A 15,987-nucleotide genomic window follows, 5' to 3' on the forward strand; every position below is an offset into this window, starting at 1 on the left:
CTTATTTTTATATTCTTAAATTTTCAACCATTAAAGGTCTCTAGGAAAAAAAATGAACAGTTATTATATTTCCGAAGATTAGGTTGATCTAAAATCTTAACTGCAGGCATAGCTGAAATAATACCGCATACTTGCAGGCAAATTCCTTAAAACTATATGCAAAAAAAAGACCGAAACGCTCAATATAACGTAATTCAGTCTCTTCTGTATTTTCTATTTTTGTCCTTTATATTTCCTTCAAACTGCATTTAAATTGGTTACCGCTGGCTGATAGTTCTGTTTATCTATTATCATTTTAGACAAAATCTCTTTTAGTATTTCTGAAGTTCCACCACCTATTGGACCCAAACGGCTATCTCGCAGCAAGCGAGCCAACGGGTATTCTTCCATATAACCATAGCCTCCAAGCATCTGCAAACAACTATAAATAGCTTCATCCGCTACTTTTGTGGATTTTAACTTCGCCATCGTAGCTTCTTTTACCACGTATTCGCCTTTATCTAAACGGGCAACAGCAGCATAATTAAATATTTTGCAATGTTCCACTTCAGTTGCATGGTCAACCATAGTGTGTCTCAAAGCTTGAAACTTATTAATAGTAGTTCCAAATGCTTGGCGTTGTGCCATATATTCTATAGTATATTCTATTGCATATTCTGCGCTGGCATGTGCATTCACTGCCATGATTAATCGCTCTAAAGCAAAATGTTGCATGATATAAGGAAATCCTTTTCCTTCTTCGCCCATTAAATTTTCTTGAGGAATTTCGACATTATCAAAAGCAATTTCAGCAGTATCGGATGCTCTCCAGCCGAGTTTATCTAATTTGGTTGCCGAAATTCCTTTTAAATTAGTATCTATTAAAAAGATACTAATTCCTTTATTGCCTAAATCTGGACTAGTCTTTGCGGCCACAATGTAGTAATCGGCATAAACACCGTTTGTGATAAAGGTTTTGGAACCGTTTATAACGTAGGTGTTACCCTTTTTTACAGCAGTTGTTCTCATACCAGCTACATCACTTCCGCCAAAAGGTTCAGAAATACACATGGCACCAATTTTATCTCCTGAAATACTTGGCACTAAATAGTCTTGTTTAATTCGCTCATCTCCCTCGGCGTTCAAATGTGTCATTGCTAAATAGGCGTGCGCCCACATAGCTGCTGCAAATCCTCCCGATTTTATTTTTTGTAGTTCTTCTAAAAATACTACTGTGTAAAACAAATCTAAATTCAATCCTCCATAAGATTCTGGATAAGAAAGTCCAAAAAACCCCATTTCACCAAACTTCTTCCAAATGAAGCGTTCAATCGTACCTGTTTTTTCCCATTTTTCAATGTGTGGCACTACTTCTATGCGCAAAAAATCCCGCAAACTGTTTCTAAACAATTCGTGTTCTTCTGTAAAAAATGTTGAATTCATATATTTATGCTATTTTTTATTTTTATTTTAGAATTCCAAATATAAGGCAATAATTTTTACCTTTTCAACAGGGAATCCTTTAATTTTTGATAAATCTTCAAACTTTATAGCACCATTCATACTTCTATAGGTAACTATTTCTTTTGCCAATGCATATCTAAAAAACGGAAATTGTGAAAGTTCTTTAATAGTAGCATTATTAATATTGATTTTCTTTAAAGAGGGTACAGTTTTTACTTCAAAATATTTATTTAAACTCGCAATAACCTCGGGAGTTAGTCCCCATATATCATTCATTTGTTGCATGTTGACAAATGCACCATATTTTGCTTTTTCGACTAAAATTCTATCGGATATTTTATCACCTATACCATACACTTTCATCAAATCTTCTTTAGTGGCTTGATTAATATCAATAATTGTAATCTTACTGGGTTTTGAAAAATCTTTTTTTGTTAATGTTTGTGAATTGTCTTTTTTATTATTTACCCAGTCCGGAAATTTAAAATAGGGAGAAATTGCTTTTAATAAAGAATCCGAAACTTGTGTTAGCGTTTGAAACTCTTGAGCAGAGTTGACAAATTTGTTTTGTTTTCTGAAAGCCAATAATCTATCCATTTCTTTGACAGACAAACCTAGTTGATACCCTTTAAAATCAGTAATAAAATTAGGATTGAAAGGATAAATCGTTGCTTTATAATTATTGTTTTGTGATTTAACGCTATCAATATCTTTTTGAAATGCCAACCAATTTTGATTTGAATAATTGTTCTTTGGACTACCAAAATTGTAAAAATAATAAAATCCTTGTGCGACAATTATAATCCCAAAAAGCAGCAATATTCCTATTCGCTGACTTTTCGAATACTTTAGAAATAATTGTATGACAGAAGTATTAGTTGCCAAAATCTTATAAATCAAAAACAGAAGTTCGTTTTCCTCGAATTAAATCTTTCAATCTTATCCAAAAAGCTAAAGTCAAATAAACTCCAAACCATAAGCCTGCAGTGACAAAAGTGATGTAAATAAAAAACAAACGAACATTCGAAGCCCGCATTCCGAGCCTATCCGCTAATCGTGAAGAAACGTGGAAACCATGTTTTTCGAAAAAATATTTTAATTGAATAACGGGTGACATTTGTGTTTTATTTAAAGTTTAAAATTAACTCTTTAAAAGTTCAATTCCTATACCGCATTGCAAACATTTACTATGGTTACAATATTCATTTTTTAACTGTAACAAGGATTGGGTTCCAAAAGCGTTCGTAGCATTAATTCCAAAATGAGAAAACTTATCGATACAAGCATTCTTTTCGGGTTTTATTGATTGTATCATTTCTAAAATGGTTTCGGAAATATCTTTTCCTTGACTTTTAGCATAAGCAAACTGAAAAGGAACAATGGTATTGATGATTAACAAATCGATGAATGATTTCGAAAATGATTTTTTCTTTTTAGAACTTTCTCTGTCAAACTGATAATGTGTTTCCCAATATTTTGAAACCGAAACGTTCAATAATTGATAAATTTCATCTGTTTTTTTGGTTGCTATTATTTTTGAAAATAAATTTTGATGTTTATGATAAAGCATCGCCAATTGTGCTAAACGAATGGTTGGAAAATTATCGGGACGATGTTTGAAAAATTGAACAGGCACAATGGTTTCTTTTTTAAGTTGGTGCTTTTGAGAAATATAATGAAATCTTTTATTCAAATCTTTGCTATAGTTGTCCTGACCGTCCACGGGGAATAAATCAGTTATTCCAAAAAATAAACTTTCTAAATTTTCTACTTCAAAACTTTCTTTCCTAATTACAGAAAAAGGAATAGCCAATGCCATTTTTAAAAAAGCTTCGCCATTAGTATTAAGACCAAAATTTTTAGCCAACATACAAAATAATACCGCTTCCCAATGATTATCGCTCGACAGTAAAAGTTGTTCAATAGATATTGATTTTCGTTCTAACCGTTCAAAAAATAGTCGCTCTTGCCAATTTTGCAAAATAAATGTATCGACAGTCGCAATTTCGTTTTCACAATAAATCCATGATTTAGGGGATGTCAACGATAGATACTGGTTCAAAGCATCTTTTGAAACAAAATTCTTGAGTTCTAAAACTGGAATTTCTGAATTGTCTTTTCTAAAAACAGGCGTGTCATGTTCCCAAACTACATGAAGAATAACATTGTCATAATTACTATCTTCCTCATGACGATGCAAGTACCAATCGGAAGATTTTACATGAATTTCTACATTACCCGCCCATTTTTGGTTGGCAATTGTAATTTGCGCATTAAAAAAATCAGGCCCTGCAAGTTGCGCATAAAATCCTGTATTTATAAGTGTTAGGCTTTCGTTTTGGGTGGTTTTTAAATTTGAAAAATCAAACTTTTTATAGTTCCAAACGTAATGCAGAAAATCTTCTTTCATAGCCAGCTAATATGAAAAACGAAAGTAGTAAATTATTGCAACAAATACAATTTGGCACAAGCTCTTGCGTCTGACAATGCTTCGTGATGATTGAGTTGAATATTATTCAGATGGGCACAATTGGCTAGATTTGCTGGTTTGTAGCCTTTCTTTCTATAAATTTTACAGGTACATTCCCACATGTCGGCAATTTCTAGTTCGTCATAATACAACCCATAATATTTCATTGTTTTAGTCAAAACTCTTCGATCAAAAGCTTCGTTGTGGGCTACTATTTTTCGACCGAATAAACGTTTTTGAATTTCAGGAAAAAGCGAATCGAATGTTTTTTCGTTTATCGTTTCAATAGGTTTTATTTTGTGAACCATAATGTTCCCGTACCAATATTCGTTGTTGGGTGGTTGAATTAAAGTATAATATTCTTCGGTTATAATTCCGTTTTCTACGGTTACAATTCCCACCGCACAAGCACTTTCTGGATGTCCTGTTGCGGTTTCAAAATCTATTGCTGTAAAAGTCATTGTTTATTTTGATTGAAAAAAACCTGCAATTTTCATTGAAGGTTTATGAAGTTTTAACGATTAAATTTTAAATAGTTGACTTAAATTGAGTGTATAACTTTTGATTAATTTAGGATTTATTTTATAGACCCAATAATATCATATTTTGTGATGATATGATGCTTTCCGTTTCCTAAATCTAGCAAAACTGCTTGATTTTCTTTGGTAAAAAGTTTAGAAACTTCCTCGATTGGCGTTCCTAATTTTACAATGGGATAAGGTTTTCCCATAACTTCTTTTATTGGTTTGTCGGCAACATTTTTATCAGAAACATAGCTTTGAAACAAATCTGTTTCGTCTACAGAACCTACAAACCCTGAAATATCTATAACTGGAATTTGAGAAATTTTGAATTTTCTCATTCGATCGATAGCGTGCGAAACCAATTCTTCTGTGCGAACAATTACTAACGATTTGTCTATATGATCTTTAATCACATCTTCAACTTTAGTGACTTCTTCGTCAAGAAATCCTCTTTCGCGCATCCAGTCATCGTTGAACATTTTACCTACGTAACGGCTTCCTGAATCGTGAAACAACACTACTACAACATCATCTTTTGTGAAATGTTCTTTTAATTGGTGCAATCCTTTAACGCAAGAACCCGCTGAATTGCCTACAAATATTCCTTCTTCAAGCGCAATTTTTCTCGTGTACACTGCGGCATCTTTATCGGTTACTTTTGTAAATCCGTCTATGATTGAAAAGTCGACATTTTTTGGTAAAATATCTTCCCCAATTCCTTCGGTTATGTACGAGTAGATTTCATTTTCGTCAAAAATTCCTGTTTCGTGGTATTTTTTAAATACGGAACCATAGGTATCTATTCCCCATATTTTGATATTTGGGTTTTTCTCTTTCAAATATTTTCCTATTCCGGATATGGTTCCACCAGTTCCTACGCCAACCACAAAATGCGTAACCTTTCCATCTGTTTGCTCCCATATTTCTGGTCCGGTTTGCTCATAATGAGCTATGGCGTTTGATGGATTATCATATTGATTTACATACCAAGAATTGGGAATCTCATCACCAAGACGTTTTGAAACGGAATAGTATGAACGTGGATCGGTTGGTTCAACATCGGTTGGACAAACAATTACTTTGGCACCCACGGCTCGAAGAATATCCATTTTTTCTTTGGATTGTTTGTCGGTTATTACAAATATACATTTGTAACCTTTTACAATGGCTGCCAATGCTAATCCCATTCCTGTATTTCCAGATGTTCCCTCGATGATGGTTCCTCCTGGTTTTAATTTTCCGTCGGCTTCGGCATCTTGAACCATTTTGAGCGCCATTCTATCTTTGGTAGAGTTTCCCGGATTGAATGTTTCTACTTTGGCCAAAACCAAAGCTTCAATTCCCTGAACGACTTTATTGAGTTTTACTAAGGGCGTATTGCCTATTGTTCCTAATATGTTTTCTGAATAGTTCATGCGTCTTTTTTATTGTTTTTTAATTGTCTCGTGCTAAAGCAAGTTCTAGTCATTTTTTAAGTTCCGAGTTTAACGTTTCGGGGTTTTCTATTTTACAAATGTAGTGCTTATTGAAAAGTTTACAAAAATTAGAATGGTTTATTCATTAACCCTGATGGCAGTGGAAATCAACTTTGTCAAAGTAAAAACTTTGACAAAGTTATTGGAACGAACAGCAGGAATTACGATGGTAAAATGACCCGAACTTTTCGTTCATGATTGCTTGCTGCTTCGCAATATCTTTATTGGAAGAAATTCCAAACGAGCCCGAAACGAATCGTGAAATCGCGGTAGGGATAATTGGGAGCGGTGTAAAAATTGTTTCCTGTCATTCTGGAATTAAAGTGTTCTGCTTTAATAAAAATTCGTGTTTGACGAATTCGGGCATTTATAAAGAAATCTAGCATTGGGAAATCGCCAACTTTTTTTTGGTTTTGGATAAAAGCCTCTGTTATAACGGGATTGTAATCGTTGATATAATATTTTGTGAAATAGTTTAGCGTAAATCCTGACTGCATGTACAATGCTTTTTTAAAGAAATAATTGGTAAAATAGAGTGAGTTTCTGGTAATAATTTTTGGTACGTTTAGTATATTATCATTTTGATCGACCTGTTGAAATAGTACCGTGTTGTCTAGTGCTAATTTCCACCACTTAAACTCGCGACTGACTTTTATTGATAGATAATTTATGGTTTTGTCGTACTGTTTTGGGGAAATTATCTGTTGCTCTTCGACTGTGTTGTCATTGTTAAAATACAAATGATCTTTTAGAGAGCTTACTTGTAAAGAAGCATCGAGCCATTGTGTTTTGGCGGTAGCTTCGATGTTGTTTATTTTTTCGTTTTTAAAATTGTTGTACCAATTGTAATTTACATAACTACTTAGATGCAAATTATAGATGTGGTCTGGAATTTTATTGAGCAATTGGTATTGAAAAATAAATTCATTTTTGTCATTGAGTTTATAGTTCAGTTTGGCCTCAAAATTGGACAGCGGTTGTTTAGAAACTGAATTGGAATACGTAAATGTTCCGTTCCATTTGTTTTTTCTGTACTGATACTGTCCGCCAATTGTATTTATAACATCATTGAGTGAACTGGGAATAGTACCTGTATTTTGAATCACTATTTTACTGAAGTAGTAATTATATCTAAAATCTTCGGCAAAAAAATGGAATTTTCCGAGTAATGAATTTTCATACATAATACCTGCCTTGTTATACATTCTGTTATAACGCATTTGGTCAATAATGTCGGCACTCACATAAGAATCGCCAAAACGATTTACAGAGGTACTGCCAACCGCGGAGGCTACTGTTAACTGATTATATTCAAAAAATTTGTTTTCATAGTTAAATTGGTGGGTCAGGTATAAATTATTATCGCCTTTTTTTGTATTAATTCTAAAATTATGATCAAGAAAGATTCTTTTACCTTTCAGAAAGCTACTGGCATCTTTGAGATATACTTCGAGTCGGGCACGATTTGTATAAGCTCCGTCCCCACTTTCAAAATTTTCGATAGTGGTTATACCACCATTTTCATCGTTAAAAAAATCTTGTCCTGTGAAATGAAAATTTAAATAATATCTTTTGTTCAAAGTATTGTAACTTGACGTGAACCTAAAATTACCTGTACTTGATAGCTGATTGATATATTTACCTAAAGAACGCAACCCTTTGAAAGCTAGTGACATGTTGAATCGTGGAGAAGTGTTTACAGTAATAAAAGCATCGATGGATTGCCCTTGTTGCATTACGGTTTTGAAATACAAGTCGGTAACTGGCGTTGCAACCGAGTAATATTTGATGTCATTAACCCCTAGATAATTAAATTGTTTGCTAGAAAAACCAATTTCGGGAAAAGATTTAAAGTTTTTTAATCCAAAATCTAAAACTGCATAGGTCTGACCTTCGTTGGCAAAAGGCAACAAACCGAAGATATCTTTGCGCAAATAGTTGTATTCGTATTCTTTTTTGATGGTTAAGGAAGTATCAACATAGGTTGTGTCTTTCTCCAAAGTAATAATTCTATACTGATTGAAAGCTGCCTTGGCAACTTTCTTTGGGATGTCCTTGGAAGTATCGGTTGATTTGTCTGTTTGGGAAAAACCAAATGAAAAAATTAATAAAAAGAGTACGGTTATTATGTATTTCATCAATAAGCTATTTCGAGACAAAAATACATAAAACAATTTGTATTAAAATCATAAAAAAACCACCATAAAGGTGGTTTTAAAATATTTACTTAAAATTTATTCTTTTATAAATTTCTTAATCACCAAATTGCTATCTGTTTTAAAAGTCACAAAATAAACTCCTGAAGAAAGATTAGAAATATTAATTGAATTCATAGATCCTGTTGGATTATTATAAACTTCTTTGCCCGAAATATCATTAATTTTAATTGCTGAAATAGTACCATTGTTACTCACAGTGTAGTTTAGGGTGGTATTTGCCGGGTTTGGGTAGATGTTTATTGTGTTATATGAAAATTGCTCATTACTTAAAGCATTGTTTTCAATGACGAAATTGTCAATTAAAGCACCGTCATAATTATCTATGGAATCTGATTGAAATACAAATCTAAATAAAACATTGGATTGCGGAGTTGTAGAAGATGAACCAAATGAAGACAAATTATAACTATATAATCGTTTTGTACCATTTGTTGTTCCGCTAGAATTTGTACTACCGGCATCACCTGTCCATTCGCCACCAACACAAAATGCACAACCCGTATTAGCCGTATACCAATTGTTATCTGCTTGAGAGCCTAATAAACTCCATGTGTTTCCGCCATTTAAAGAATATTGCATGTATAAAATATCACTACTATATTGCAAATCAAACGCAAGATCAAATTTTAAAATAGGGTTTAAAGATTGTGACAAATCATAACACCTTGACGTTAAATAGGATTTTGTATCACTTGTATATACATCAGTTAAACCAGTCGCATAAACATTAGAATTACCAGCGACTGCATTTGTTAAATTGGTCTTGTTTATAAAACCTCTCTGCCATAAAGAGTTGTTAGAAACTGCTTCATTATATGTTATTAAATTATCTGTACTAGTTTCAAAACCATTAATTTGATTGACAATTCCTGACTGATTCACAAAAATATAAGTTGATTTTGAATTATTAGAACTAAACACATCTCCAACAACAGTTGTTGTGAAATTTAAAAGATGAGTTCCAACAGATAGTGCCGCCGTGTTGACGGTTACTTGCTGACTGCCCATAGAACATGTAGATAAATTACCATTCCAAACTAAATTTGTGTTTGCTCCACCATCAATATTATAAGTTATATTGACTGTTGTTATTGGATTTGTTCCTAAATTTTTGAAATAAATAGTTGGAGAAACAGTTGTAACACCACAGTTTATTGAACTATTCAAAGGAATATTATCAAGACTAACATCATTACTAGTCGATACATAACTTATTCCAATGTTTACAGCAAACCAAGCATCAGTAACGGCTTTGACTTCAGCACCACTCGAACAATATAAATTATTAGCCACCACAATGGATAATTCTCTGGCATCATAAAAATTAGAGTTAGGCGTCAAATAATCTCTCTCTAAATAATATGCAATTTGAGATGATTTCACCATTCCGATACCAGTAACATTATAAGTATCTCTTTCTGCAATTGGCGCATTATTAGTTCCCGATGCACCGGCTGTCAATATATAAAACCAATGATTTAAAACACCGCTATTGGTGTGCACACCACAATAATCGTTTGCACTTGTTGGGCTGCAACTACCGTCTTCAGCTGTAACCACCCAGTTTGTACCACGAAAAGTATCTGGATCACCAAAAGTTAACGGAGTAGCCATCGATCTAAATCCAACGCCACCAGCTGTTGTATCTTCACCTATTTTCCATACGTTTGCTGACGGTGTTCCTGATAAAGAACCAGTCCTGCCATAATGTTCTATACAAGATCCCCATATATCTGAAAATCCTTCATTCATCGCTCCACTATGATTTTGATAAGCCAGATTTGCAGTGTATGCGCAAACTGCATGTCCTATTTCATGTCCACAAATATCTATTGAAGTATATGGTCTTGAAGCTCCGTCCCCGTAAGTCATAAACGAACCATTCCAATAAGCATTATTTAAGTTAGCCGTAGTTTTTTTATAATGAACATAACTTCGCATCAAACCATTATTATCATCAAACCCATTTCTATTAAAGATATTCTTCCAAAAATCATAGGTCATTTCAGCACCCCAATGGGCATCTTGCGCAGCATTATCAAAAAAAACATTAGCATGTTCTGCTAAAGTCCAATTATTATCATTATCTGTAAAATCAACATTTTGATAGGTATTTACAATTCTTTCACAATTATAAGTCACAATTTGAGCACCTCTTGTTAAATCATTTAAAACGTATTGATTAAGTGGTGCATCAAATCTAGTTTCAATGCTTCTTAAACCACTATATTTTGTGTTTGCATTTCCCGTAATTAAAGTTTCAAGCTTATTAATATTACTGCTTTCTTGACTTTGAATTAAGTCTCTCGTTGCATGCTTGATAATTGGATTTTTAAAAAGTATTTTCCCATCATTAGCATCTACAAAAACTTCTTGTCTTGAAACGGGTTCAATAGCATAAATATCAAATTTATAGGCTAATTTAACTTCTCCAGTTTTTACTACTGGAAAAATTACTAACTCTCCATGTGGTTTCTGATAATTTACGATTTGGGCTTGTGCTTCATCTTCCCATAAATATTTTGAAGCATTGATATTTAATAAAGCTTTATGTAAAGCTTCTTCAGGATTTAAAGAAGACGTTAAATTTAAAGCTGATGGATTATACAATTCAGCATTGATTGATTTTACATTTCCGTTTTTTTCATGGGTAATTAGTGTTCCAAATTCAACCTTAATACCTTTGTAAAATTGTTGATGTCTTTGATGCGTTAAGCCACTTTCATCTGTGGTTTCTTTACTTGCAATAAATGAATTGGAAGAGTCTAACCCTTGTAAAGTAACAAAGTAATTTATAGCTTTATCTTTTGAAATAGTTTTGTTAAAGTTTACCACTTTTTGAAATGGTTCATTCTCTTTAAGTTTTGATTGCGCATTGGTGTACCATGAAACCACAAGAAAAAAAAATAGGCTTAAATAATGACTTTTCATAAAAAAAAATTAAAAAATTGATAATACTATTTAATACAAATATTTAAAATTTGAAAAACAAAGTTATATAAAAATATCATATTATTTCAATAAAAAAAAGCTGCTATAAAAGCAGCTTTTTTTTATTGAAATCGGATTAAATTAATATCCAGGATTTTGTTGTATACCTCCATTACCATTCAATTCATCTTGTGGGATTGGCAATGCCCATTTGTAACTATTCAAAGGTAAATTTACTGGATTAGCAGCAGGAAAGTTTGAGGAACTAGAATTATAATCTGCAGGATCTCTATCAAGTCCTGTAATGCCCGCTAATGTTCCAAGTCTTTTAATATCGATATATCTATACCCTTCGAAAGCGAATTCTATTCTTCTCTCATCAAGAATAGCTTTCCAAGCCGCAGTTGCGTTAGCATAAACTGAAGGAGCCTGTACTGAAGCAAACCGTTTACTTCTTAAGTTATCAACAGAATTTGCAGCACCAGGCAAATCACCTGCAGCCACTCTAGCCTCTGCTTTTATTAGATACATTTCAGAAATACGACTTATTTTGTGGTCATTATTATTCCCGTTAGCAGCAGTTGCAGCCCAAGTTGCAGTTCCAGAAGCAACGCCTCCATGTTTTCCTATAATCAACTTGTCTGTGTTTCTGTAGTCTAAAGAAGTTGCATAATTAGCATCGATTATTGATGAAGGAGCAACAATAGTTTTTCTTCTAAAATCCGATGGATTGGAGTCAAGCACATTAAACAAAGCTCTTCCCACTTCATAAAAAGGTGAGCCCGCTAAATTAGGTTTTATTGAACACCAGCCATTGTGTAAGTTGGAATCTTGAGTGTTTTGTTGTACCGTTCTTTTTAATCTAAAAATAACTTCCGTATTTGCTGGTTCGTTATCTGTAAAGAAAACAGAATTATACGTTGTTTGAGTAGCAGCTAGATTGATACCCGAAGTTGCTATAACATCATCAGCCCAAATTTCAGCATTTGGATAATCGCCTTTTAAAGCATAAGCTCTTGCTTTTAAAGCTTTTGCTAAATTCTTGCTAGCATAATACGTTGGATTTGTCACGTATGATGGTGTAGGTAATACTAACGAATTAAAAATAGTAATAGCACTATCTAAATCTGAATGGATTAACGTATAAAAAGCCCCATTGGTACTCCTAGGCAAAGTTTCACCAGTACCAATGATTCTGTTTGATAAAATACCGGCTAAAGCATTGTCATTTTTGACATCAGGAGAAAAATAAGACATAATCTTGATGTGACACAAAGCTCGGCATACCAATGCTTCAGCTTTCGTTCTAGCAATTATTTCAGCGTCAGCAGCATCTTTAGGAGTCAGCCTGTCAGCATAGATTATCACACGATTAATACTTGCTAATGCGAAATAAACGTTATCCCATATTTCACCTGGAGAAAAGGAAGACTGATTAACAAAAAAGATATAGTTATCGGTAATACCTTGTCCGCCATTTGCATAGCCAATACCTGCCTCATCTGTAAAAACAGAGGTAAATACGCTATCTTCACGGTCAGTCATAAGGTTGTAGCCGCTATTCATCAACTTCCTTAAACCGTTAGAATCTTGAACAGCAATAGCATCAGTCAACGCTCCTGGCGTGAAGGGTGTTAACAAATTGTCGTCACATGAAACTGTAAACAGTCCGGTGAGTACAAATAATAAGATTAATTTTTTCATTTTTATGTTATATTTAATTAAAATTTCAAGTCAAGACCTAAAGTTACTTGTTTAGGCGTAGGGTATTGGTACACATCCTGATTTCTATTACTTTCTGGATCAAATCCTTGCCATTTGGTAAAGTTGATTAAATTTTCTCCTTGTAAGGTTATAGCAACATCGGTAAAAAATGTTTTATCGATAAACTTTTTAGGAAACTTATATCCTAACTGAATGTTTCTTAATCTGACGTAAGAAGCATCTCTTAAAAAACGATCAGAATCTGTAGCCGCACCTAAATTTCCTGCAGTCAATGCAGGAATCGAAGCTGATGTGTTCAATGGAGTCCAAGCATTTAGTAAATCTCCCGTAACATTAAAAGTGCCAATATTGGTTGGATCGTACAAATTTGCTAAATCAGTATCAAATCTCCATACATCTTTTGCCCATGTAAATGTAGTAGACAAAAAGAAACCTTTATAATCTAAATCAAATCCAAAACCACCCTGATATCTTGGTGTAGAAGTTTTACCGGTAGCTCTTCTGTCGGCTCCCGTTATATTTTCTGTTGGGTTACCATTTATATCTTCATACAATAAATTACCATTTACTGGATTAACTCCTAAATAGTGATAAACATAAGCTTCTCTGATTTGACCGCCGTTTTGGGTTATAAAAGTTGGCTGCAATCCTTCTAAAATCTTACCACCATTAGATTTAATACCATCAATGTTGTTTTTGTTAAATGAACCATTGCCACGAAGCGTTAATGAAAAATTAGAATTTTTAATCACATCATAGGCAAGGTTAAGTTCAAATCCTTTGTTAACTACAAAAGCATCTGAATTAATGTTTAATTGAGTTGTACCTGATGCAGGACTAACAGGTTGTAATATAAATAAATCAATGGTTTTTCTATTGTAATAATCAAAAGCACCTCGAAGCTTACTATTTTTAAAAAGTTCAAAGTCCAGACCAATATTATATTCTCTGGTTGTTTCCCATCTTAAAGGAGGGTATCCAAAATTGATATTATATCCCTGACCACCATTATAGGTATTGTTAGCCGCTGTAAAAGTATCCGCAAAACCAGGAGGATTAATTCCCGCGTAAATAGTACCATCAACTATTCTTTGATTTCCTACTGTACCTATTGATCCTCGAAGTTTTAATATTTTTATAGCATCTATAGACTTTACAAAACTTTCCTCATCCAGATTCCATCTCCCGCCCAAAGACCAAAAATTGTTGTACTGTTCATTTAAAAATCTACTTGAACCATCTCTCCTAAAGGAAGCAACAAAACCATATTTCTTATTGTAATCGTAGTCAAAAGAGGCGAAATAAGATATAATATCATTTCTTAATTGAGACGCTGTAATCCTAGGAACGTGAAAATCATTAGCGCCTGTATCGGCAACCCATCCAGCGCCTGTATTTGGCACAAAAGTTATCGGGTCTAAACCTCGTTGGGTTATATTATTTGTATCTAATCTGGAATGGTTGTATTCTGAATTAACTGCAATATTGAAAGTATGTTTTTTATAAGTTTTATTATACTCTAAAGTAAATAGATTGTTAAATAAAAATTCTCTTCTTTGATTAATTTGTTCAAAACCACTAATATTATCAGCAGGCGCAAATAAAAGTGCATTAAACGAAATTGGAAATTCTGCTTGATTGAATCTGTTTGTCAACAATTGACCACCAGTTCTTACTCTTGCGGTTAAATTATCAGTTAATTTGTAAGAAGCTTGAGTCGTAACGTCAATTCTAGTTTCTTCAGTTAAGTTGGAATACGTATTTAATTTATCAATCAGGAACAGTGGCGTATACAATAAAGTACCATCCGTTTGATATAAGTCAAATACATTTTGTGAACCTGTATACTGATTAGGCGAAATGTAGGGCGCAGAAAGATATGCTCCCAGAGCATAATTTCTGTTAATTGCTCCACCTCCTAAATTTGTTGCCTCATTATTTTTGCTATATCCAAAAGCAGTATTAACAGTATATTTGAATTTTTCGTTGTTAGATTTACCGTTAATATTGTTTCTAACTGTAAATCTTTTCAAACCGGTTGTCAACAGCACACCTTCCTGATTAAAATAACTAACAGATGTAAAAGAGTTTAAATTTTTACCGCTATTTTCAATACTTAAATTGTTACTAGTTGTAATTCCTTTTCTAAAAAAATATTTAACCCAGTCTGTTTGAATGGCAAATGCGTTAATTTCGGCATCAGTAAACGGGTTGCCCGTAGCGGGATTAACAGCACCAAAACCTTGACCGTAATCTCTTTCAATTCTTAACAATTGTTTTGAAGTTGCATAGCTGTATTTTGGTTTTTGTAAATCACTCACTCCATATGTAGTAGAATATCTGAAGGTAGTTTTGGCCTCACCAAATTTCCCTTTTCTGGTTTTGATAACAATTACACCATTAGCTCCTCTAGAACCATATTCTGAAATTGCAGCCGCATCTTTCAAAACATCTACAGACGCAATGTCATTTGGGTTAATAGACCTGAAATTATCACTATTAGAAGGAAAACCATCAATAACATAGAGGGGATCTGTATTACCATTGTACGTTCCCAAACCTCTAATAACAACGGAGGATTTAGCACCTGGCTGCCCTGAACCAGCTGTAATGTTTACACCAGCTAATTGTCCTTGCAGCGTATTCATGACGTTAGCATTTGGTCTGTTTTCAATGGTTTTCGCATTTACAGTTGCCGTTGAGGCAACTGCTGTTTTCTTACTTACTTCACGATACCCTTGAATTACAATTTCATCAAGTTTCACGCCATCCTGCATTTTAACATTTACGTTACTAGCTGCCCCAACAGTAATTGTTTGGTCAGCCATTCCAACAAAAGATATTAAAAGTGTTTCTCCTTGTTTTGCTTTGATAGAAAATTTTCCATCAAAATCTGTTTGTGTACCACGTTTTGTTCCCTTAACAACAACATTAGCACCAGGAATAGGTCCAGTTTTATCTGAAACAACTCCAGTTACAGTTTTCTCTTGTGCAAACGAAAACTGCATTGATACCGCTAATAATAGCGTAAAAATCCATTTGAACTTCGATCTCATATTAATTTTATTTGAGTTAGTTATTTTGCAAACTTCTTAATAATTTATTAATTAACCAAATATTAACATTAAATAATAATTTTATAATGTGTTAAATGTTTTACTTCTTTGAGATGGAGCAATTTGTAAATAGTTGCGTGGTTT

10 protein-coding genes are annotated in these 15,987 nt (G+C 33.3%); all 10 read right to left on the reverse strand.

All coding sequences use genetic code 11. From position 1 onward, the window contains the following. Window positions 1-237: 237 nt before the first annotated feature. Window positions 238-1,422, reverse strand: a complete 1,185-nt coding sequence (locus tag Q0Q96_RS03415) for an acyl-CoA dehydrogenase family protein (RefSeq protein ID WP_293871761.1) — start codon at window positions 1,420-1,422, stop codon at window positions 238-240. Window positions 1,423-1,449: 27 nt separating this feature from the next. Further along, the gene (locus Q0Q96_RS03420; RefSeq protein WP_293871763.1) at window positions 1,450-2,343 is read right to left on the reverse strand and encodes a helix-hairpin-helix domain-containing protein; all 894 of its coding nucleotides are present in this window, start codon (window positions 2,341-2,343) and stop codon (window positions 1,450-1,452) included. Next, a complete protein-coding gene (locus Q0Q96_RS03425; RefSeq protein WP_293871766.1) occupies window positions 2,333-2,560 on the reverse strand; it encodes a PspC domain-containing protein in 228 nt (75 codons plus the stop codon). Before Q0Q96_RS03425 ends, Q0Q96_RS03420 begins: the two co-directional genes overlap by 11 nt. A gap of 24 nt (window positions 2,561-2,584) precedes the next feature. Next, entirely contained in the window at window positions 2,585-3,853 is a 1,269-nt protein-coding gene (locus Q0Q96_RS03430) for a DUF2851 family protein (protein ID WP_293871769.1), read from the reverse strand. A gap of 32 nt (window positions 3,854-3,885) precedes the next feature. Beyond that, window positions 3,886-4,374, reverse strand: coding sequence for a 3'-5' exonuclease (locus Q0Q96_RS03435; RefSeq protein WP_293871771.1), 489 nt, complete (start codon window positions 4,372-4,374; stop codon window positions 3,886-3,888). Between the two features lie 116 nt (window positions 4,375-4,490). Continuing rightward, window positions 4,491-5,852 carry a pyridoxal-phosphate dependent enzyme gene (locus tag Q0Q96_RS03440; protein ID WP_293871774.1) on the reverse strand — a complete coding sequence of 454 codons (1,362 nt, stop codon included), beginning with the start codon at window positions 5,850-5,852 and terminating at the stop codon, window positions 4,491-4,493. Window positions 5,853-6,133: 281 nt separating this feature from the next. Beyond that, window positions 6,134-8,050, reverse strand: coding sequence for a putative porin (locus tag Q0Q96_RS03445; protein ID WP_293871777.1), 1,917 nt, complete (start codon window positions 8,048-8,050; stop codon window positions 6,134-6,136). Between the two features lie 96 nt (window positions 8,051-8,146). Further along, window positions 8,147-11,062, reverse strand: a complete 2,916-nt coding sequence (locus Q0Q96_RS03450) for a M4 family metallopeptidase (RefSeq protein ID WP_293871780.1) — start codon at window positions 11,060-11,062, stop codon at window positions 8,147-8,149. 141 nt (window positions 11,063-11,203) lie between these two features. Then, window positions 11,204-12,766, reverse strand: a complete 1,563-nt coding sequence (locus Q0Q96_RS03455; protein ID WP_293871782.1) for a RagB/SusD family nutrient uptake outer membrane protein — start codon at window positions 12,764-12,766, stop codon at window positions 11,204-11,206. Between the two features lie 17 nt (window positions 12,767-12,783). Then, complete coding sequence (locus Q0Q96_RS03460) at window positions 12,784-15,843, reverse strand: SusC/RagA family TonB-linked outer membrane protein (RefSeq protein WP_293871786.1); 3,060 nt, start codon at window positions 15,841-15,843, stop codon at window positions 12,784-12,786. Between the last annotated feature and the right edge of the window lie 144 nt (window positions 15,844-15,987).

The sequence above is a fragment of the Flavobacterium sp. genome (assembly GCF_025352015.1).
Lineage (GTDB): Bacteria > Bacteroidota > Bacteroidia > Flavobacteriales > Flavobacteriaceae > Flavobacterium.

What these genes read in the sequence shown, in the direction of transcription:
- Q0Q96_RS03415 (WP_293871761.1), bottom strand. Translation starts at nt 1,422, where the DNA reads ATGAATTCAACATTTTTTACAGAAGAACACGAATTGTTTAGAAACAGT.
- Q0Q96_RS03425 (WP_293871766.1), bottom strand. Translation starts at nt 2,560, where the DNA reads ATGTCACCCGTTATTCAATTAAAATATTTTTTCGAAAAACATGGTTTC.
- Q0Q96_RS03430 (WP_293871769.1), bottom strand. Translation starts at nt 3,853, where the DNA reads ATGAAAGAAGATTTTCTGCATTACGTTTGGAACTATAAAAAGTTTGAT.
- Q0Q96_RS03435 (WP_293871771.1), bottom strand. Translation starts at nt 4,374, where the DNA reads ATGACTTTTACAGCAATAGATTTTGAAACCGCAACAGGACATCCAGAA.
- Q0Q96_RS03440 (WP_293871774.1), bottom strand. Translation starts at nt 5,852, where the DNA reads ATGAACTATTCAGAAAACATATTAGGAACAATAGGCAATACGCCCTTA.
- Q0Q96_RS03445 (WP_293871777.1), bottom strand. Translation starts at nt 8,050, where the DNA reads ATGAAATACATAATAACCGTACTCTTTTTATTAATTTTTTCATTTGGT.
- Q0Q96_RS03450 (WP_293871780.1), bottom strand. Translation starts at nt 11,062, where the DNA reads ATGAAAAGTCATTATTTAAGCCTATTTTTTTTTCTTGTGGTTTCATGG.
- Q0Q96_RS03455 (WP_293871782.1), bottom strand. Translation starts at nt 12,766, where the DNA reads ATGAAAAAATTAATCTTATTATTTGTACTCACCGGACTGTTTACAGTT.
- Q0Q96_RS03460 (WP_293871786.1), bottom strand. Translation starts at nt 15,843, where the DNA reads ATGAGATCGAAGTTCAAATGGATTTTTACGCTATTATTAGCGGTATCA.